This is a genomic window from Aurantivibrio plasticivorans (assembly GCF_055392955.1).
In genome coordinates, this window is record NZ_AP036020.1 from 888,371 (window position 1) to 909,985 (window position 21,615).

Annotated in this window: 14 protein-coding genes; 5 read left to right on the top strand and 9 right to left on the bottom strand. The window is 48.0% G+C overall.

Features of this window, described 5'->3' with window-relative positions; translation table 11 throughout:
- Window positions 1–37: 37 nt before the first annotated feature.
- The 4 genes from ACZ5NB_RS03975 to ACZ5NB_RS03990 form a co-directional block, all read right to left on the bottom strand.
- Window positions 38–1,243 (bottom strand): hypothetical protein, encoded by a 1,206-nt coding sequence (locus ACZ5NB_RS03975; RefSeq protein ID WP_460231685.1) that lies wholly within the window; start codon window positions 1,241–1,243, stop codon window positions 38–40.
- Between the two features lies 1 nt (window position 1,244).
- Window positions 1,245–2,399 carry a hypothetical protein gene (locus tag ACZ5NB_RS03980; protein WP_460231687.1) on the bottom strand — a complete coding sequence of 385 codons (1,155 nt, stop codon included), beginning with the start codon at window positions 2,397–2,399 and terminating at the stop codon, window positions 1,245–1,247.
- Between the two features lie 237 nt (window positions 2,400–2,636).
- Entirely contained in the window at window positions 2,637–4,064 is a 1,428-nt protein-coding gene (locus ACZ5NB_RS03985; RefSeq protein ID WP_460231688.1) for a hypothetical protein, read from the bottom strand.
- A 494-nt stretch (window positions 4,065–4,558) separates the two neighbouring features.
- A complete protein-coding gene (locus ACZ5NB_RS03990; RefSeq protein ID WP_460231689.1) occupies window positions 4,559–7,630 on the bottom strand; it encodes an FAD-binding and (Fe-S)-binding domain-containing protein in 3,072 nt (1,023 codons plus the stop codon).
- A gap of 248 nt (window positions 7,631–7,878) precedes the next feature.
- Here ACZ5NB_RS03990 and ACZ5NB_RS03995 point away from each other — a divergent pair, with 248 nt between their 5' ends.
- On the top strand, window positions 7,879–8,391 hold the full coding sequence (locus ACZ5NB_RS03995) for a flavin reductase family protein (RefSeq protein ID WP_460231690.1): 513 nt from the start codon (window positions 7,879–7,881) through the stop codon (window positions 8,389–8,391).
- Between the two features lie 230 nt (window positions 8,392–8,621).
- Here ACZ5NB_RS03995 and ACZ5NB_RS04000 read toward each other — a convergent pair whose 3' ends face one another.
- The 5 genes from ACZ5NB_RS04000 to ACZ5NB_RS04020 all read right to left on the bottom strand — a co-directional run bounded on the left by ACZ5NB_RS04000 (window position 8,622) and on the right by ACZ5NB_RS04020 (window position 16,579).
- Window positions 8,622–9,404 (bottom strand): transposase, encoded by a 783-nt coding sequence (locus ACZ5NB_RS04000; RefSeq protein WP_460231691.1) that lies wholly within the window; start codon window positions 9,402–9,404, stop codon window positions 8,622–8,624.
- 85 nt (window positions 9,405–9,489) lie between these two features.
- Window positions 9,490–12,474: an ATP-binding protein gene (locus tag ACZ5NB_RS04005; protein ID WP_464107846.1), complete on the bottom strand. Its 2,985-nt coding sequence runs from the start codon at window positions 12,472–12,474 to the stop codon at window positions 9,490–9,492.
- Window positions 12,471–14,933 carry an ATP-binding protein gene (locus tag ACZ5NB_RS04010; protein ID WP_460231694.1) on the bottom strand — a complete coding sequence of 821 codons (2,463 nt, stop codon included), beginning with the start codon at window positions 14,931–14,933 and terminating at the stop codon, window positions 12,471–12,473. The genes ACZ5NB_RS04005 and ACZ5NB_RS04010 overlap by 4 nt, the downstream gene beginning before the upstream one ends.
- 22 nt (window positions 14,934–14,955) lie before the next feature.
- Complete coding sequence (locus ACZ5NB_RS04015; protein WP_460231695.1) at window positions 14,956–15,501, bottom strand: hypothetical protein; 546 nt, start codon at window positions 15,499–15,501, stop codon at window positions 14,956–14,958.
- Window positions 15,502–15,505: 4 nt separating this feature from the next.
- Complete coding sequence (locus ACZ5NB_RS04020) at window positions 15,506–16,579, bottom strand: response regulator (RefSeq protein ID WP_460231697.1); 1,074 nt, start codon at window positions 16,577–16,579, stop codon at window positions 15,506–15,508.
- A 559-nt stretch (window positions 16,580–17,138) separates the two neighbouring features.
- Here ACZ5NB_RS04020 and ACZ5NB_RS04025 point away from each other — a divergent pair.
- From ACZ5NB_RS04025 to ACZ5NB_RS04040, 4 genes are all read left to right on the top strand, one after another.
- Window positions 17,139–18,701: a 2-isopropylmalate synthase gene (locus tag ACZ5NB_RS04025; RefSeq protein ID WP_460231698.1), complete on the top strand. Its 1,563-nt coding sequence runs from the start codon at window positions 17,139–17,141 to the stop codon at window positions 18,699–18,701.
- Window positions 18,702–18,756: 55 nt separating this feature from the next.
- Window positions 18,757–19,581, top strand: a complete 825-nt coding sequence (locus ACZ5NB_RS04030; RefSeq protein ID WP_460231700.1) for a hypothetical protein — start codon at window positions 18,757–18,759, stop codon at window positions 19,579–19,581.
- A gap of 13 nt (window positions 19,582–19,594) precedes the next feature.
- Window positions 19,595–20,071, top strand: a complete 477-nt coding sequence (rimI, locus tag ACZ5NB_RS04035; RefSeq protein ID WP_460231701.1) for a ribosomal protein S18-alanine N-acetyltransferase — start codon at window positions 19,595–19,597, stop codon at window positions 20,069–20,071.
- Between the two features lie 181 nt (window positions 20,072–20,252).
- Window positions 20,253–21,608 (top strand): MATE family efflux transporter, encoded by a 1,356-nt coding sequence (locus ACZ5NB_RS04040; RefSeq protein ID WP_464107847.1) that lies wholly within the window; start codon window positions 20,253–20,255, stop codon window positions 21,606–21,608.
- The last annotated feature ends 7 nt before the right edge of the window (window positions 21,609–21,615 follow it).

A 21,615-nucleotide genomic window follows, 5' to 3' on the forward strand; every position in this document is an offset into this window, starting at 1 on the left:
AACGTATATGTAAATATTAATGAATTATTGATGCCGTCTAATTAACGGCGGCGCCGGTATCGAGTTGGTAAATATTTTTGAGCAGTTGTCGCCACTGGTCATATTGGTTCTCGACAGTTCCCGATAGGGTGATAGTTTGGTCTTCGAGCTCAATAACTTTAGGCTCTATTTCTGCTTCGAGTGAATCGCCAAGTTCTTGTAGCGCTTCGATGTGAATTTTAGATTGGCTATTAATATCGAAACCACTTTTTACTAAATATCCGCCACCTAAAATGCCGGTATACCCAGCAGCGGACAGAGAGCCGTTGTTGCTGCCAACAGCGGCGATACCACCCAGCACGGAAAGAACGCCAGCAATTGTGCGACGGCGCGACTCTTGTTGCAGCTTTCGCATCGAAGTAACTTCGTGATAGGTCTGCTTTCGCCATTCTTGATAGGGTTGTTGCATGTTTCTGACAAAGCCGCCGTAGTAATCTTGCAGCGTATCGATAAATAGATAATCGCGTTCACGAATTTGATGAATACGCATTAACATAGGATCGTTTTCTGCTGGCAAACGAACTAACTCATAGTGACCAGCTTTGTTTTGCTCCAAATGACCTGAAAATGCGTCGGGAGAGAAGGCCTGCGCAAAACGAAGTTCTGATACGCGACGTATTGTGAGCTTATCTTCATCGCTAAGGGTCATTTGGTATTCGCGCATATCGTTGGCGATACGGTTGTAGATATTTTGGAATGGGTCACCCCGGTCTCTCGCTCGGCTTTCATAGGCGTATTTACTGGCTAAACCTTCATAAATTTTGGAGAACCAAATTCTTCCGGTAGCGTCACTGACTCGAATGAGTAGCGCTAATATTTCGCCGTCAGACTGCAAAATATCACCCTCGACATACACATCGACGTTGCCTTCCTGAGGTGGAACGACACGCACAGGTCCCCATGCGGCGCTGATTTGCAATGACTCCATGACTTGAACCGGCATATAACGCGACTCGGCTTTTCGTACTTCGGCAAAAAGAAGGTAGTCTTCATCCTCTGGCGCGTCGTCGATACCGGTGCCGAAGATCTCAACACCAACGTCAAGCAGTAAATCCTCACGGACTTCACCGGCCTCTGTAATGACCGGTTCGGGATTAGCTGTCTTGACTACCTTGCTGGAGCATCCGCAAAGCAGCAGTACGGCGCTACAAAAACACAATGTGATGATTGTGGGCGGTCGCGTCTTTGTGAATGGGAATCTCATGTTATTTTGTGATTCCTTTGTATTTGCGATATTCGTCCCAGAGCTTCTCTCTCAGTGCCGGGTCGCGCTCATGTAATGCAGCTTCTCGAATTTGTCGAGCCACGACGTCGTCATCTTCAGCATCTGGAATATCATTCGGAGGTGGATAAATATCGGCATTTTGTCCTGGGCCTCCACCGCCATTACCTCGCCCGTCGGGACCGGATCCGCTGGACCCTGTTGCTTCGTCCATGCCAGGCAAGCCGGCTCCCGCGGGGCCAACCTGCTCAATGCCAGGTGCGGATAAATCAGCTTCTTCGTAGTAGGCAACGGAGCGGTCAATGGCGGCTACCTCTTCTTCGCTACCGTCGTCGTTGGCGCGTGCCAGTACTTGGTTGCGTTCGCGTAAAATCATGCCATCGTAATCACGCATCGAGCCCTCAAGTTGTTCTTCCAAAGCGGCAACTCGCTCTTCGTGGCTCAAGGTTTGCTCGTCACGGCTATTTGGCGTTTGCTGACTAGAGCTACTCGACGAATCGGATGAGCTCGATGAGCTAGAGTTGCTTGCGGAAGCTTCTTCTTCTGAGAAGTCAATGTCGTCACTTGGGGTCGTTTCTGCGGGTTGAGCAGTATCAGGTTGTGGTAGTGAGTCGTCGAGTGTATCTCCAGTCGCGTCTGATGCTTCCGGAGTCGGAGTGCCGTCACTTGGGGCAGGGCTACCACTATGTTCAGAGTAGAGGGTGGGCAGGCTAGGGCTACCTGTCGTTGGTTGAGTAGAACTTGCGGGCTGAGCGCTCCCGCTCGGTTGAGACCGGTTTGATGATTGGCTGGGTGATGGGTTGCCTGGCTGTGATCGGCTTTGCCCAGTGGGTTGCTGTCGGCTAGAGCTTACAGTTGCGGTCGACGGTTTACTGGACGAAGCACTAGTTGGTGAAGGCTGAACGGTGGGTTTGTTCAGTACCGAATTAGTGGACGAGCTTGCTGTTGAGGGTTGGCTTGATGTTGGGCTCTGTTTGCCGGTCTGACCACTAGTACCAGGCTGTTGTTGGCTGCTCGATGATGGCGTGCTCGGAATGTTTTGGCTTTGTTGTTGTGACTGATTGGACAGGCAGCCTGCAAGCGCCACGCTGGCAATGGTTGTGACCAGAAGCTTTTTATAATGCTGATGTAAACTCATAGCTAACCCGTTACCTGTATTTGCTGCGATCAAACTATGCCGTTGACTTCCATCGTCTTACTGGCCTGGCCCTATTGATTATAGTAGCTAGCCCGTTGACGTACAGCAGCGGAAACCGATTATTTTTGCCTGCCAAGAGCATCGCTACGTGGAGGCGAGTTATTCAATATTACTACCTAATTATTGCGGGGTTGTGATACTGCGCAATGCCAGCGGCGAACTTGATTGACGTAAATCCTACCTGGCGGGAAAAACGAATTTTTGTACTACTTTTTTACTGACTACCGGCTCTCCATTCACTATACGTGGACGGAATCGTGTTGCTTCCAAAGCGCGTCTAACACGAACCCTGTTGGAGCTATTGTCAGCAGGGAAAGACTCTAGGAATTCGATATTTCGCGCATCGCCGTAGGTGCTGACATCGTATTGGACCAAAACGAAATGTAGCAGTTCCGATTCTGGGTCGTTGGCAGTGGGGGTCGCGTCACTGGCTACTTCTGTGTCTAGCTGGCTTTCAAGTAGAGAAATGGCCGGGAGTGCAGTGGGGTTGTGGAAGAAGCGGTTAGTGAGCTCTTGGTTGTCGACTTCATCTGCCATTAGGGCGTAAGCGTCATGGTATAAGGCTTTAGCCGAGTGGAATTTGTCCCACATTAACTGCCAATCGGCCAGCTCCATTTTGGCTTTTGCCGCCGCTCCCACTGGCGCGTTGGGGTTGGTGCTGTAAATTTCCATCATTTTTACAATGGCGTCTTTGCCACCGATATAGGGGTATGGAGAGGTGATGTAGCGGCGCAACTGGGGCGGCACTCGCGTATCGTTCAAGCTGATAGTTGCTGTATTGGTTCGGCTGCGAAGGTAACTCTCATAAGACGCATCGATCCCAGAGATGCCAAACTGGGATGAATAACGTGTAGCGTTAACCTCGGCGACGATTTGCGCGTTGTAGGCGGCAAAGTACCAGTGGGTGAGGGCAAGGCCGCGCAGAGGCTCTATCATGCGCAAATCGTGCTCGCCGTATTCTTTGCGAATAATGCGAGTGGCATTGGTAAATATGTTGTGCGCATCGATTAGGCTGGCGGGGTCGCGCTCTTCGGCGTTCATAGCGTAATCATTGATGTACCATTTTCCCATTTTTGAGAGTAGGGGCAACATGCGAGGATCGTCCTCACCATAACTGCGTTGATGCAGCCAATACAAATATTGTTGCCGATCATAGACGTCATCCCATTGACCGCGTGCCGAGAGGCTTTCAATGAGGTTTTCGACAATGGGCGCCTGCACCAAGCTGTATAGGCCATTATTGACTCGAGCTACGTGAGCGGCGCGCTCAAAGATTGCGATAGCTTCGTGGTGCTGGCCGCGTTCCTGATAAATCTCGCCAAGCCCGGATAGCTGTTCAGCAAGATCTGCACTCCAGGGTCCAGCTTCCGCCTCCAGGCGTTCGATTTCAATATGGTAGTTCTCCAGATGCTGCGAATAGCTGAGGCGCGACGAAGTGGGTTCTTGAGCTCCTGGCGGTTTACTCAATGCTTGAGGCTCTTTCTGAGCGGAGGTGGTATCGGGTAGACCCAAGTCCGAAGTACTGGTTAAGGAAAGCGCGAGCGGAGACAGGCTGCACACCAGCACGAGGCCGATCAATGTGGGAGCTACTTTGGTTCGTTTCATATGCATAGTCTCGACGCTTCGAACTCTTTGACGAGCGGCCTCAGAAATCAAATTAACTTTGCATAACGGCTGGTTATGCAGCCGTACCTCATGCTACCTAATCGCCGCTTGATAGGGTTGGCGCATAGAAAGGCCCGAGACATTTCGTAGCAACCATCAACACTGCGTGAACAGCGGGCGATGTTGGGCGACGTGTCGCGTCAGCGCGCCTGTTAAATTAAGTATAGCCAAGTCGAATTGGAAAATTCTCTGTGGCAAAGCTCTGAAAGTGGCTCCACTATGCCATTCGCGAACAAGTTCGATTGGTTGGTTTTTCCATTCGATTTTGATCACCCGGTATAAACACTTGGCTCGACGGTGCGTGAGCATTTGTGGGGGCAGAAAAATGCTCCGTCGAGATTGATTAATTATGTACTAATACACTATCAATAATCTGCTTTTATCCCTAAAAATTCTAGGAAAATTCATAAAAATTTAACAAAGTGATGGTCTGGTCAGTTGAGAAGGTTTCGTTCGTTCTCGCGATCTGCCTTGGCGATGTGTAAAAGTAGCCATTGCATAGGGTGAAGGGGGGTAGAAGTGTGACCGAATCGAGATATTTGGCTGCGACAAGAAAATCCCGTGACTAACAATGCGTTGGGATGATCCTCGACAATCTGTTGCCAGCTGAGTTGATAGGCGCGCTTAGATAGCGACTGATTTTTCCGCTCAAGACCAAAGACTCCAGCCATACCACAACAGCCCGTAGATTTTACAATCAGAGAAAAGCCTAGGCGGTTAAAAATACTTTCCCATTGCGTTGCAGTTTGAGCACCTTGCGATGCTTCAGTGCAGTGTAGAAGTAAAATCGCTTGCTCGGATTTGCCGCTATGATGTTGTCGTTTCCACTGTAGGTGTTTTAAATTATCGATGAGCCATTCTTGCAGTAGCATAACGGGTGGGGCATAGCCAAGAACCTTTGCATGTTCATGTCGGTAGGAAAGTGTTATTGAGGGATCAATGCCAATCATTGGAATATTATATTTTGATAATGTATCCAATATTGCGGCAGTGTTTTGTGCGGTTTTTGCAAATGCCTTCTCGTAGCCCAATACATTCAGCGCTTTTCCGTTTTCCACGAGCGGTGCCAGAAAAGGTATAAAACCCAAGCGCTCGATACACTGATAGGTATCGGCGACAACTGATGCATCAAAGTAATGGTTGAAACTATCTTGTAGGATAATAACCGCTCGCGGCCTCTCAGATTCATCTAATCGTTGTAAGTTTCTTTCGTTGGCAACCCGCATTGGGTAGCGGCCTGCGAGTGTTTGAAGAGTGTTTTGGCTAAGCGGTGGCAGGTCAACTAGACCTATGAGTCTTTCGGCTAAATGCCGGCCCCATTGGGATTCGGTTGCAAATTGATAGACTCTCGGTGTGCGAGCGACGATGGGTAAAAGTTTTTCTAGGTGCGCGATAAAAAAATGTCGAACTGGTCGTAGATAGCGCGTGTAGTAATGGGCATAAAACTGACTTCTTGCCGCGGGAATATCCACGTGAATAGGGCACTGGGTCGCGCAGGCCTTGCAGCCTAAACAGGTTTCCATTGATTTAAGGACTTGCTGTGAAAAATCTGGTGTCTGAGACGTTTTTGCCAGAAAGTGATTCATTATTTTTTTGGGTAGATGCCATATTGACGAAACTGGAGCGGTATTTACGTTGTAATGCTTTTCTCCTAATTGAGCTAGCCACTCCTTGATAAGTTGGGACCGCCCCTTGGGAGAAAAAAGTCGTTGTCCGCTAGCTTTGAAAGATGGACACAGTGTTGTATTAGGATTCCAATCAAAACACGTGCCGTTGCCATTACAGTATGGTAATTCTGCCATAGCCTCCCAACTCTCGACCGATATTAAGTTGTCACGTTGCCCACGTGTCGATAGTTCGTCAATTTTTGTCAGCTGAGCTTCTGCGTTGGGGGTGGCAATTTTTCCAGGGTTCAGTTTGTTGTGGGGATCAAATGCTTGTTTGACTTGTTGCAAATAGGGATAGAGCTCGCCAAACGTGGCTGGAGAATATTCACTGCGCACGCCTTTACCGTGCTCTCCCCAAATTACACCACCGTATCGTCGGACGAGGGAGAAGACTTCATCGCTAATACGACGGACCATGTTTATAGTTGAAGGGTCGCGTAAATTTAATGCCGGGCGCACATGCATGACGCCGGCATCGGCATGGCCAAATATGCCGTAAGTCAGATGGTGTCTGTCCAAAAGTTGTTTGAAGTCGGTGATAAAATCTGCAAGGTACGGGGTAGGGACTGCAACGTCTTCTACAAATGGCACCGGACGCGCTTGACCTTGCATGCTACCCAGCAAGCCCACCGCTTTTTTTCTCAATGCCAAAAGGTTTGCTCGGTCTTCTGGTTTATGCAATGTTTGATAGTTAAGCCACTGGTTTTTTGTGCTTTCGAAACAATCCTCAAAACGCGCAACTTCTGCCGATAGTTTTTCCTCGTCGCTTGCCATGATTTCAATAAAGCTGATGGCGCCGGGAACCCCTCCGCCTGGGCTGACAACGAGGGACTTTACCTCATTCCATAAAATATTTTTTTCTGCAAGCGCGATGACTTTATCATCTATCGTTTCGATTGAGAGGGGTAAAAATTGGTTGAGTCTTTCGTTGTGGTGTAAAGCTTCGACTATTGTATTGTAACTACACACGAATAATTGTGTGTGTTTGGCAATAGGCTCGAGATTTACGATGGCTTCGGTGACGATTGCCAGGGTTCCTTCACTACCGCAGATCAGGCGATTAAAGTCCCAAGTAGGACAATCAGCCTGTTGTTGACGAATTCGGGCTAGGTCATAACCGGTTACAGCACGCTGTAGTTTTGGATAACTATTTTCTATGAGTTGGGCTTGTTGGTCGACAATGTCGGCTACGCGCCGAAGCGCTGTATCGAGCAACTTGTTGGAGACGTGTGAGCGATGCAATGCATCACTACTCATCGATTGACAGTGCCAAGTGCTGCCATCGCTCAATACACTGGTTGTGCTAATAATGTGATCGCTGGTTTTTCCATAGACCGCAGAACCCTGGCCAGAGGCGTCGGTATTGATCATCCCGCCAATAGTTGCTCGGCTACTGGTGGATAAGTCCGGAGCGAAAAACAAACCGTGTTGCTTAACGGCATTGTTGAGAGCATCTTTTACGACACCTGCTTGCACTCTGGCCCAGCCGCCCTCTACATTGATTTCGAGGATGCGGTTCATGTGCCGAGATAGATCGATTACCCACCCAGAGGTCAATGACTGACCATTGGTCCCAGTGGCACCACCACGCGCAGCAAATACAATATCGGCAAACGCCGGTTGGTTTGCCGTGAGGAGAATGATACTGATGTCATTATGACTGCGAGGGTAGAGAATGCCGCTGGGAAATTGCTGATAAATCGAATTATCAACCGACTGTACTGCGCGATTAGCGAGATCTAACTCGATATCACCACTAAACCCTCGCTTTTTTAGGGCGCTGCAAAATTGGTTGGCGTGAGCGTCTATGGATGTGTTGTTATTGAGGTGAGGAAGCATCGCGGGGCGTTTATAGTTACCTGTTATAGTGCTTTGGCGGATTGTTTGGTGTTTAAAGTCTGTTTTCGCTTAGTCTGTCATGGCGATTCGTCATTCACAAATGTGGTGTTATCTTAGGCTTATCTAACGGAGCCTCGTCTGTGTTAAACTAGTCAGTTGTGGCGGGGTCTCCATACTTATAAGATGCCACAGATTGATAGTTTTATGTCCTCTTGTCTAATAAGGTTTTCACCCTGGCTTATTGAAGTATGTCTACGCACTCTCCATCAAATGATACCCCTCTAGCAACTGCAATGAAGCAAGGCATGCGCCAATTGGCGAGTGGCGTCTCGGTAATCGCAACCCGTGACAAGTCTGGGCGGCCCTATGCCATGACGGTGACTTCCATTACCTCAGTCACTGATGAGCCCCCCGCCTTGCTAATCTGTCTGCATCGGCAGGCCGCCGTTGCCCAAGTGATTGGAGTGGGGGCGATAATCAGTGCGAATATTTTAAAAAGTGATCAACAGTCTGTGTCTGACCGTTGTGCTTACACGCCAAATGAAGAAGACCGTTTCTCTGAAGGACAGTGGCAAGATTGTGAGTTAACTCATGTACCTTGTTTACAGGACGGTTTGGCGACTTTTATTTGCGAAGTGACACAATGTATCCCCTACGGTACACACGATATTGTGATAGCCAATATCAGCTCCGTGAAGCTGCATGATGAAAACAGTGAGCCTTTAATCTATTGTCGCGGCGGATATTGCGATCTAGCGTAACGCCAGACAAATTACTTAAGGTATATCCCCGCTCGACCTATCTTCGACGCAGTACAAGTACTCAGAATATCTATAAGTCGTATAACCATTGAATGGCAACGCTGTAAAAACGGAATGTTAAACCGTGGTAGGTAGTTGTCTGCTTCGTCTGTCGATAACAACAGAAAGTGGAACACAATGATAACTGAACGGTTCTTATGAGAACCGCTCAGTTATGCTGTAGACCTTATTCAGGACGTATGAGCGTGAGGCGGGTAGTTCGGAGGCGGTGATTGCATTGTTGCTTGCTGAGTTTGTTGAGCTGCTCGACGCTTAGCTTTAAAGGCTTCTGAGCGACGGTCACCACCACGAGGCTTGGGTTCAACACGTCGATTTACTAACTTCGCTATATCGTCTTTAAACTCTTGTTTGCCTAATACCCACGCTTTGTTGGTAGATTCGCGAATGGCTTTGATAGTCTGTTCGGAAAGTTCCGCTTCAAATAGTGAGCGGTAGGCCGCTTGGCGGGCTTGGGGCGAGTCGCCCAGCCTGAGATATTCGGCGTGAGGAGTTAAGCAATGATCAGTTTTACCCAGTGCATTGGCTCCGTAGCTTGACCAACGATACTCGCTCGGAGATTCGGACAAACCCGCTCGAACGGGATTAAGCTCAATGTAACGTGAGCACGTCAGCAAATAGTTTTTCGCATCGATCAGGGTTGCTTTGTAGCGACCTTCCCAAAGCGTCCCGCTGCGATCATAAGTCTGGTTAAAATACTGGACATAATAGCGTCCAATCATTTGCATGGCCTTGCCAATACTTTGCTCTTGCTTGGGTGTGATAAGTAAATGCACATGATTACGCATCAACACATAAGCATGCAGTTCACAGGCATGCTTTGCACAGGCTTTTTTAAGCTGTAGCAAATAATAATCATAGTCAGCTGGTTGCTTGAAAATATCACAGCCATTGTTGCCTCGAACAATCACATGTTGTGGGTGTTCAGGTAGATAATAACGGGGCAAACGCGCCATACCGTAACCTCAATCCTTGCTTTTGTAGACGTTCTATAAAAAAGCTTAGCAGACTTGAGCGCTGTGTCAGGGCGAGAAACAATTTTTATGCTCTATGCAAGGTGCAATACTGTTCCAACTTGGCATAAAGAGCGCTTGGGGAGATAGGTTTTGAAACAATATCGTCCATTCCCGCTTCTATGCAGCTATTTCGAGCGCTCTCAGCTTGGTGAGCGGTCATGCCAATAATCGGCAGTGAGTTATAGCTTCCCAGCGCACGAATGCGCTGGGTGGCGGCAAATCCGTCTAACACTGGCATCTCAATATCCATCAGCACGACCGCGAAGTGGTCGGCGGTATGTTGCTGGAGCTTGTCTATCGCTTCCTTGCCGTTGCTAGCGATGGTTACGTCATAGCCGCGTTTGATAAGGACACCTTGAGCAACTTTTTGGTTTACAGGGTTGTCCTCGACGAGAAGTATCTCTCGGCTATTTTGTCGAGCGGCCGCCTCGGAGTTGTGTTGGGATAAACCTAGTGTTGGCTGCGAGTCGCTGTTTACCGCTTGGCAGCGAAGGGTAAACTCAATCACTGTGCCTTGTTTGGGGTGGGAGGTAACTTGAATTTGACCGCCCATCATTTCGATCAGTTTTTTTGCAATGGCTAGTCCTAAACCTGTACCGCCGAACTCTCTTGATGATGACCCATCGGCTTGAGTGAAAGCGTCAAAAAGTTGATCTATCTGTGCGGCGTTAATGCCAATGCCGGTGTCTTTGACGCTGCAGTGAAGTACAACATTGCTGACTTCTTCTTCGCTGTGAATACTGACGTCGACATGACCTTCTCGGGTGAATTTTATGGCGTTGTGAACAAGGTTGGCAAGCACTTGGCGAATACGTGTTGAGTCGCCAGAAACGAAAGCGGGCACATCTTCAGCAATCGCAATATTTAACGTGAGGTTTTTTTTCTGAGCCAGTGTGGTATAGGGAGAAAGTGCTCGGGTTAAGTGGCGTTTTAAATTAAATGGGTGGTATTCAATGACCAGCTTGTCGGCTTCAATTTTTGAGAAGTCAAGAATGTCGTCAATTATGTTGAGCAATGACTTCGCTGAATTTTCAATATCTACAATCTTTGATCGTAGCTCATCATTTAATTGCGTTTGCATCGTTAGGTAAGCCATGCCGATGATTGCGTTCATCGGCGTTCTAATTTCATGGCTCATTCTGGCGAGAAATTCACTTTTTGCGTGGTGGGCTGAGAGTGCGTGCTGATGGGCTAGTTCAATATCAGTTTCAGCTTTTTTGATATCTGATATGTCGGTCATGGTTCCCATGGCGCAGATGGGTTTTCCAAGATCGTCCCAGCTGATGACTTTGCCCCGCATAAGTATCCATAAAATGTCGCCGTCACGAGTTATATGGCGTATTTCTAGGGAAAAATCGTCAATCTCACCAGCGGTAAGCTTTCTAGCGTATTCGAGAACTATTTCTTGATCATCGATATGCAAATGGTATCCGCTGATAGGGTGAAACCCAGAATAACGTTCGGGGTCGTAACCAAGCATAGCGTAGTAATTAGGGCTGAGGTAAATAGTTTGCTCCGATAAATTTATTTCCCACAATCCATAGGAAGCGGCTTCCATCGCCATGTGAAAGCGTTCTTTACTAAGATTGAGTTTGGCGACTAAGTTTTCCTTGGTGAGTACCATCCCTAAGGTTTCACTAATGACTTGGGTCGCTCTCAGTTCTCGACTAGTGAAACGACGAGGATGCTCATTTGCGCATACAAAGATACCGAGTACCTGGTCTTTGTGAATTATGGGTCTAGCAATAGCTGATGACACACCAGCTTCCTTGGCAAACGCTTTGACTTTCTCAAGCCTGCCATCATCCTTTATATCCTCAAAGATAAAAGAGTTGTTTCGAAACTTGGGGTTTATTGCGATGGTTTGCAGTCCAGGGATGGTTTGTTTAACAGAGTTCTTTCGCGCCTCAAGCAATAGTGTGGCGTGGTCGTGATCTTCATAGAGCCGAATGGAACATCGATCAAAATCGAGTTTATCAATGCACTCTTCGAGTGTGACTTGCATGCTCTGCTCGTTACACGTGTTAAATAGCTTAGCATTTACATCCAGAAGCCAGGCATCTAGCTTGGCATTTTCGTGATTGGACTTTACGAATCGATAGGTCTGAGTTATTTCCGCACTTACAGCAACAATCGTGCGCTCGCCAAGTGATGGGTAGTTATCAATAACAGAGATTTTAGACTGGAATACGTGTTCTTTGTTTTTGGCATCGAATAGTGTGAACCGTAAAACTTGTTGATCTAGGCCATCAATAGTGTTGTTTAGGGCTAATTCGCAGCGTTCCCAATCTTGTTTGCTCATTAAGTAGCGACAACCAAAAATGTTTTCTGGTTGTACCTCTGATGGTTTATATCCAATACGATAAAGTATGTGTTCGTTGTGGTATGTCCATCCCGTATCTCGATGCCAGGAAGAAATGAACTCTTCACTGTTGTCAAAAAGCTTGGTTAAGGATCCGTATGAATTGGAGACCTCTGTTGAATTTAGATGACGAAGCGTTTTTTGAATTAAAAGCTCTCCACATATCTTCATCATCTTGCAAACCCAGCTTAAATCGCTGTCTTGACTGTCATCGCTAGCGGGCTCGGTAATTAGATAAAATCCAATAAGCTGCCCTTTGGTGGTGATAGGAAGATAATAAAGCGTGCTTGATTTTGCGTCGATGGGAGTCGTTGGGATGACGTGAAGCCCCGGCCCGCGTGTAGTGTTCATATGTTCTAATAGTGTGTCATCACACTTAATCGTCGTCGGGAGAGGATGAGAATCGCTGGCAAAAAACTGGTGGCAATGACCGTGTGTTTTGCGTCGATAATATAATGCGACAGTGTGAATTGGCCAAATAGATAATTGATTGGCGCACAACTTTTGAATATCTTCGATCGTAGTCACGTGGTTAAGGTAGTGCGGTAATTCCGATACAGTCCTTAATATTGTACGCCGGTCGACACCGCCAATGAATGTGGGCGGAAGCGGTCTGTTGTTGTCGTGGGAGTGCGTATCGAGTGTCATTTGTGCGAAACAATCCTCGATAGGGTACTAATCAGCTTTTCTGGATCTACCGGTTTTGCAATATGGTCGTTCATTCCAAAACTTAGGCAGCGTTCTTTGTCTCCCACCATTGCGTGGGCTGTCATCGCTATAATGGGAATGTTTCGCCAATTTTCATCACTTGCTCTAATTTTTTTTGTGGTTTCAAGGCCATTCAATACTGGCATTTCTATATCCATTAAGATTGCGCTAATTTCCTCAGTAGAAGAGGCTTTTAACATGTAAAGCGCTTCTTGTCCGTTGTTTGCGGTAATCACATTAATGCCAAACTTATTTAACATTCCCTGTGCAACGCGTTGGTTGATGATGTTGTCTTCGACGAGGAGGACGGTTTTCAATGTGAGTGGTATTTCATGCGTGATAGGCTCGGCTCGATAGCGTTTTTCGTGCGGGTTTACGTCCTCTAGAGTTGGTGATTGTTTGAATACAATGGTGAAATGGAACGTTGTACCTACATCGGGGAGGCTGATAGCCTGAATTGACCCTCCCATCATTTCCACTAAATTTTTGCAGATGGATAGGCCTAGACCAGTTCCTCCATATTTTCGGGTGGTAGAATCCGCTGCTTGTATAAATGGCTCAAACAGTTTTTCTAGCGCTTCGTCCGTTAGCCCAATCCCTGAATCACTCACTGAAAAAAGAATCGATACAGAATTGGTGCGGGAATCTAAATCGGCGAGTTGTGCAGACACAGAAATGTTGCCGTTCTCTGTGAATTTCACTGCATTACTGAGCAAATTAGTAATGACTTGACCAAGCCTGTGCCGGTCGCCAATAACATTGTTAGGTACATTGTCGCCAATGTTTAAGGAAAGCTCGTTATGATTTTTTTCTGCTTTTGCTGCAACCAACTTGATGATTGATTTAAGTTCTTTATACAGGCTGAAGTTTTCATGAACTAGATCGAGTGTTCCTGATTCTATTTTTGAAAAGTCAAGGATGTCATCGATAATTCGCAATAGTGAGTGTGCGGCTGATTCTATGTCATTGAGAAAACCTCGTTGCTCGGTGGTAAGCTTATCTTGCAGCGCGAGGTAGCACATGCCGGTTATGGCATTCATTGGTGTGCGAATTTCATGGCTCATTCGTTCAAGGAATTCGCTCTTTGAGTTGTTTGCTAACTCAGCTTCTTTGCGGATACTTTTCAAGTGATCAAGCTTTGCCTTGAGTGACGAGATGTCCAAATTCACACCCATAATACGCAAGGCTTTTCCTGATGCATCTCGCTTTACGACTTTGCCTTTGCTGAGCATCCATACGTAACTACCGTCTTTTTTCTTTTGGCGTAGCTCAATGTTGACCATGCCTTGGCTATTTTGTTTATTGCTGTATATTTGAGAGGTGAAATAATCTCGATCGTCAGGATGCGTGAGCTCTATCATCGCCTGAATTGTTGGCTCGATTTCGCCTTGCTCATACCCGAGTGCGGAGTAATAGTGTTCGCTTAAGTAGATGTGTTGTGTTTCAGTATTGTAGTCCCACAGCCCGTGAGTCGATGTTTGCATCGCCAGGTTGAAGCGATCTTCGTTGGCCCGAAGTTCGTTCAAAATTCGGTTGCGTAAGACGGCCATGTGAATATTATCGGTTAGTATCCGTAACAGCCGGATTTCTTCTTTTGTCCAGATACGCTTTTCGGTACTTAAGATATTAAAAAGGCCGATAACTTGGTTGTTCTGAAATATCGGTTGGGTAGCATAAGCGTCTATGTCTATTTTTCTGTAGTATGCGGTAACGCTTTTACTCGGTTGATCTTCCAAGGTGTTGATGGCGTAAGTGTCCCCCCATGAAGTGAGCCTATCTAGCCAGCCTGTCCCCAGTTGAGAGATGAGGTCTGGAAACAATTTAGCGAGAGGCTCAAGCCCGGGGCGATGCCACTCTGACACCATGTTGAAGAAGCCTGTCGCAGGGTCGGTTAGCCGCAGTGTGCAACGGTCCAGCTTTAAGTGTTCACCAAATCGAGCCAATATTTTCTGCAGGGATGCAAAATCGCTGCAGTCGAATATATCGTTTGTAATTTGTACGAGCCACTGTTCTTGCTGTGCATGATGGATGATTTGGTTTTCTGCCTGTTTTAGTTCAGTAATATTACGTGATATGGCAGTAAGTTCGTAAGTGTTCCCACCTTCATGTTTTCGTGCCGCTTTGACGTTGTTGCGATACCAGGCTACATCACCATTTAAACCTATTGCGCGATAATCGTGTTGATACTCCTTTCCTGTCTTGGCGCAGTCGTAAAAGGCTGATAAAACGGCGTTCCAATCAGCTTCATGCATAGGGTTACTTTCTAGAATTTTGTCCAAGGTAAGTGTTTCAGCGCTATAGCCGAGGTCTAAAAAGCCTTTGATGTTATGGTATTTCCACCCATCTTTTTCATTCCATGTGCCGTAAATTGCATCGGACTGGTCTAGCACTCTAGACAAGTGTTCAACCGACTTTGAGTTCTCATTTTTTTTTTAAGAGGTCTTCACAATAGTAAATGAGGCTAAGAAAATTTTGCTGTAAAGCGGGGAAAGTCTGTGCTCTTGCAACTTCCTTTAATAACTGGTCGGAAGAGACAATGAGCAAATAATGTATTCCCGAGTTCAATACTATATTGAGAGTGACGAGCTTGTCGCTATTGCTTGACTCAATAATGCTGCAGGAGAAACCGGTTAGATGGCACTGCGCTGGAGCGGAATTCCCGGTTGCTGCCTCAACGAGTGTTGTCAAGCTAGTGTCAGGTTCAGACTGGGATTCTTGAAAGTAAATAGCCGACTTTTCTGGTAGCAATACAGTGTGCCAACCGTTGTTCGGACGCTTTATTAACAGCGCCACTAGCTTGGCCGCACAAAGCTCAAGAAATCTTGTGGATTGAGCGATGAAAGTTTCTTCATCTAACGTTGTCCCAAATCCAAGAGAGAAATTTACGACGTCCAACGTTACGCTTTCACTTTCTTGGTGCGCTAAGTAGCTGGAGTGTGGAGTCTCGTAAAGCATTCGTGTGGGCATAAACTCATTGCTCTTCGAGACTAGAGGATGGTGTTGAATGGGGCAAGGCAAGCTCTTGTATTAGCGCCGCATAGAGTGCGGTTGGGTGTATAGGTTTGGTGATGTAGTTGCGCATTCCCATTTTTAAACAACGCTTTTTAGTTTCTATTTCTGTGTGAGACGTTAGCGCGATGATTGGCAGGTCTTTGTAGGTGGCATGCGAGTTAATATTTTGGGTTGCGCGTTCGCCATCCATTATCGGCATGTCGAGGTCCATCAAAATGATGTCGAAGGTGCCTGGTGTTTTGGTTTCGATGAGTTCAACAGCTTGCAGCCCATTGTCTGCGATAGTGACGTCAGCATCGCGACTTTCGAGAAGCGATTGGGCTGCCTTTTGGCTGACAGGGTTGTCTTCAACTAACAGGACTCGTAAGTTGCTAATGAGCTGTCTGTGGTCGCGGATGTGATTAGGCCAGCGAATACCGGCCCAAGATTTTTCGTCTTCGATATCCGCTATCACTTCCCGTATTTTTGTTGGAGACAGGGGTTTATTAACGTAAGCATCAACAGATGGGGCCGTTGAGCGGGGAAATATAATGTCGTCTTTTCTTAGTGCGCTGACCAGCACTATGGGAGGAGGGTTCTCCAGCTGTAAATGCGTCTTTATTTGCTGTGCAACAGAGACACCGTCGATACTCGGTAGCATGTAGTCAATCAGGACTAGGTCAAAAAAGTCGTCTGCGTCGGTGCGTTTAAGTTTCTCTATCGCTTCCTCAGCGGTTGAGGCAATCTCCGTTCTGCATTTCAATTGTCGGGCTGCTGCGTAGCTAATGGCTTGATCAAGTGGGTCGTCTTCTACGATCAAGACATGAAGGTGGCTAGGTATTAGGGTGCCTAGGGTGCTTGGCTTTCCTTGGGGAGCGGTTGCTTTAGGGTCGCCCTTTGAGCGAGCACCCTTGTGCCCTGACTTTTGAACTGCGGTGATACGATGAGTCATTGGCGTATCCGCGACTCGCGTTGTTTCGGGGGCTGTGACTTCACTTAGAGTGTGTAATGGCGTGAAGCTCTCCTGGTGGATGTGCATTAGGCGGTCTTTCATACAACGTTCCGAAACAAATAGGCTAGCTGCGCAGGTAGGTGGATCTCTGCACAGCTTATGGTGTAGCAGTTATCTAGCCTTTTAAGTGTAGTCAAATAACGATGGGGTGAGATGAGGATTGTGTGTTTTAGCGTGCGTTTTAGGGCCGATGTTTTGTTTTTATCCGCTCAAAAAGAGATTCGTCATAGGCAATAGCCTGATTCGGGATAAACATCTCGCTTGTTGGGTTGTTAGTGTTATTTTTTAGGATGGATCTGGATTATATTAAAAATATTTAGGATATGTATTGACTTGTTGTCGTTGTGGCGGCTATAGTCGCTGTAACTGATTCTTAATGGTGATGAGGCGTGCTAGCGTCCTTGTTGCAACAAATGCCTCTAGAGAGGCTGAAGGTCTAAGATGATAGCGGCAAACCGCTTTAATGTGTTTATCCTCTCTGGGTGCCATAAAGGTATTCTGCTGCCGCTGCGCGGCTAATCAATTTCACTCTGTCCATACCACCCCTATACTTTTCGACCTCGCCTCCAGCATGGCGAGGTTATGACTGGAGTTGTCAGTAATGAGCAAAGACAAATTAGTAATTTTTGATACCACTCTTCGAGATGGGGAGCAAAGCCCCGGCGCTTCGATGACTAAGGATGAAAAAATCCGTATCGCCAAAATGCTTGAAAAAATGCGAGTGGATGTTATCGAGGCCGGTTTTGCGATAGCCAGCCCCGGTGATTTTGAAGCGGTAAAAGCAGTAGCCGAAGCAGTGAAAGACTCGCGAGTGTGTAGTTTGGCTCGGGCAGTCGGGCCGGACATTATCCGCGCTGGTGAAGCGTTAAAAGGCGCTAATGCGCCACGCATTCACACATTTATAGCAACATCACCTATCCACATGGAATATAAGCTCCAGTTGCCCCCTGAACGTGTCGTCGAGCAGGCGGTAGATGCGATTCGTCATGCACGTAATTTGGTGGATGACGTGGAGTTTTCTTGTGAGGATGCGAGTCGTTCAGAGTTTGATTTCTTGTGCCGCATTATTGAGGCAGCGATCGACGCGGGTGCGAGCACCATTAATTTGCCCGATACAGTGGGTTATGGTGAGCCAGGTGAATACGGCTTGTTGTTCAAGCGATTGATTGAAAATATTCCAAATTCGGACAAAGCGATTTTTTCGACACACTGTCACAACGACTTGGGCTTGGCGGTAGCGAATTCTTTATCGGCCGTCATGAACGGTGTGCGTCAGGTTGAATGCACCATCAATGGGTTGGGTGAGCGCGCTGGCAACGCCTCCTTAGAAGAAATCGTAATGGCGGTACGTACGCGTAAGGATATCTTCCCCGTTGAAACCGACATCGTGGCCGAGCATATCGTTCCGACCTCGCGGTTGGTCTCGACGATTACGGGGTTTCCTGTCCAGCCGAATAAAGCGATTGTCGGTGCGAATGCCTTTGCGCACGAAGCGGGTATCCATCAAGACGGTGTCTTGAAACACCGCGAGACCTACGAAATTATGCGTGCCGAAGACGTAGGCTGGAGTAACAACCGCATCGTCTTAGGTAAGCATAGTGGTCGCGCCGCCGTGCGTGCTCGTTTGGAAGACTTAGGCTTTACCTTCGATTCCCCTGCGGCGTTGAACCTTGCTTTTGAGCGTTTCAAAGAGCTCGCCGATAAAAAGATGGAAATCTTTGATGAAGACTTGCACGCGATCATGGGTGGCGTTTCTGAAAGTGATACGCAAGAGGTGTATCGCTTAGTTGATATGGAAGTTTTATCGAAGACCGGAAGTGTTCCTCATGCTAAGGTGCAGCTCAGCATCGAAGGTGGCGAAACGGTAGAGGCCAGCGCTGAAGGTAGCGGACCAGTTGATGCAGTTTTCAAAGCGATTGAGGCTGTGGTGAACAGCGGTGTGGCGCAAAAGCTTTATTCCGTGAATGCGATTACCCAGGGTACAGATTCACAGGGCGAAGTGACCGTCCGTTTGGAAAAGGATGGTGTGATTGTCAACGGCGTTGGTGCGGATACTGATATTGTCATCGCGTCTGCCAAAGCCTATCTCGATGCGCTAAATTTGCTTAAGTCGCAAGGGCCGCGGGTTCGATGGCAAGAGCAAGGGCAAGGGCAAGGGGTTTAAACCAGACCGCCAATATTCACCTCTACCGTGGGTAGAGGTGAGCTAGAGATTGCGTATGCACGAGCAGTGGCGACAAGCCTATTTACAAACGTTTGAAATTGACAGCTATGAGCCACGTTGGGTGCTGCCCAATGCCTTGCCGTCAGTTCAATGCGAGTATGAGTGGGTCGATGACGAGGTTGTCGAGGCTGAGTTGTCGAATGCGCAAGTCAGCGCGCCTAGCCAGTCCGTGATGGATAGCGTTGCGCTCGATGACCGTGCCGAGCCCCCTCCCAGGGAGCGCACGCACAATATTGACGTGGCGGCTAGCAGCCAGAAAAAGCCAGTACACAACAACTCAGCGCTCAAGCCCCAGCCCCAGTCGCAGTTACGGTTTGTGTTGTCGGTATGGCGTATCGCCCCCAATTTGCTGGTAGTAGATAGTCGCCGCCCACGCCTGGCGCTGCCTACGGATGCTTTGTTGCTTAACATTCTTAAGGCGCTCGGTTATCCGCTGGAGCGTTTGCCCGCCGTTGAGCACGTGCGTTGGCCGCTGACGCAGTCTAGTGGGTCAGCGGAGGAACAAGTAACTGAAGCTCGCGCCTATGTGCAAGCGTATTTACAAGCTCAACTGGGTCACTTTCCTTTTTCGAAGGTCTTGTTAATGGGTGCCAGCGCTGTGCGTTTTACGCTGGATGAGCAGCTCTGGCCCGATGATGATGACCCTCGTGTATTGCTGGGTAAGCATTTTTCTCTAAGTAGCTTTGATTCTAATAAAGCAGCTGTGCCAGAGGCGATTGTCGTGCCGAGTCTTTCGGCAATGTTGCAAACCCCCGTTTTAAAATCGGTAACCTGGCAAGCGATTCAGCCTCTCCGCGCGAACCCGTTGCAACCACTATAGGCTCTTCTAGCCAATGCCAAATACAATTGACTGTGCGATTCGCGAGCTTCGTCTCGATGATTTACCTCGGGTGATGGCAATCGAGAATGCTGTTCATCTAAGCCCCTGGTCTGAGGCGATTTTCGCTAGTTGTTTCACCACTCGTCACATCTCCCGCGTGGTCGAAAATCGTCATGGAGAATTATTGGCATATGCCATCCTGTCGGTCGCGGGTGGGGAAGCAGAGTTGCTCAACATTGCTGTTGCCAGTCAAACGCAGGGACAAGGCTTGGCTAGAGGTTTATTAGATGAATTGGTCGCGACAATAGTTGGTCAAGCCGATAGCGTTTTTTTAGAAGTGCGGGAATCTAATCTGCGCGCGCAAAATCTCTATGAGCACTATGGCTTTAACCAAGTGGGTGTTCGCCCAAATTATTACCCAGGGCCGAATGGCGGGCGAGAGGATGCTTGGATTTACGCGCTGCCGCTGGCGGATAACCACCTGCCGTAACGTTTTCGAGGGGCGTTAGATTAAATCAGCGTTCGCTTAAATCTTCTTGCCTGTTGCTGTGGTGGCGCAATGTTATACTTCGCGGCCTAATAAATAGCGACTGCGGACACACACTCTCGTTTTGAATTCTTCTTTGCACGCCACTCTAACCGAAGGCTCAATAGCTGGGCATTTACGGTCCATGGCCCTGCCAATGGTGTGGGGGCTTTTGGCGACCATGTCATTCAATGCTGTCGATACCTTGTTTGTTTCTCACCTCGGTGATGGCAACTGGGACACCGTGTCTGAACCCGGTTTGGGTGATAAGGCGCTTGCAGCAATGGGCTATACCTTTCCGGTTGTCATGGTGATTACCAGTATTTCTATCGGACTAGGCGCTGGTGCTTCTTCGGCTATTGCTCGTGCTATGGGGGGAGGTAATACCACCAGAGTTCGTCGTTTAGCAACGGACGCCCTCACGCTTGCGACGCTCATCGCGTTTGCTGTGAGCGTGATTGGCCTTTTTACTATTGATTGGCTATTTACTTCCGTCCTTGGTGCTTCCACTGAGCTGCTGCCACTCATTCACGATTACATGGCCATCTGGTACGTGAGTGCTCCTTTTCTCATGGTGCCGATGATCAGTCTATCCGCGTTGCGCGCGCTTGGATTCGCGAAGATTCAAGGTGGTTTGATGATCACCGGCGCACTCATAAACGGCGTTCTAGATCCTTTTCTCATATTTGGTTGGGCGGGTTTGCCGCGCTTGGAATTGGAGGGTGCGGCTTACGCAACCCTGGCGTCACGGGTGGTCACGTTGATCATTGCTATTTATGTGCTGCAGGGGAGGATGCAGGTATTGACCAACCCCTTCGTGCGCTGGAAAGAGATAGCGAGTTCCTGGGCCACGCTATTTCATGTCGGCATTCCGTCGATGATTAGTAATCTGATTATTCCTGTCTCCAGTGGTATCGTCGTGAATTTGGTATCGAAACATGGCGATTTAGCGGTGGCGGGTTTCAGTGTCGCGGTCAGGGTCGAACCCATAGCGCTCATTGTGTTTTACGCATTGTCTGGAGTTGTTGGTCCATTGTGCGGCCAAAATAAAGGTGCTGGTTTATACCACCGCGTTCAAGAAACACTGTCTGTCGTGATGCGATTCTGTCTCTCGTTTGGCCTGCTGCTTGGCGGGCTTTTGTGGGTTGTTGGGCCGCATATTGCGGGATTTTTTAGTGATTCCGAGGAAGTTGTTGGTGTGGTCGTCGGCTACTTATCGATCGTGCCGATCAGCTATGGGGCTTATGGCATGGTGATGTCTATTATTGCCATGTTTAATGGTATGGGCCATCCCTTGCCAGGGCTTGGGATATCCTTTTTGAGGGTGATGGGGGTTTACCTGCCCTTTGCCATTGTTTTTAGCTGGTTGTGGGGGCTAACGGGATTGTTTGTCGCGACTATGTTATCTAATTTAATGGTGGGACTGATTGCCTACCTATGGATGCGTCGGGTTGTTAGTCGTCAACAGGCAGGCACATTGTCAGTATGCGAAGAGGGTTAACAGCACG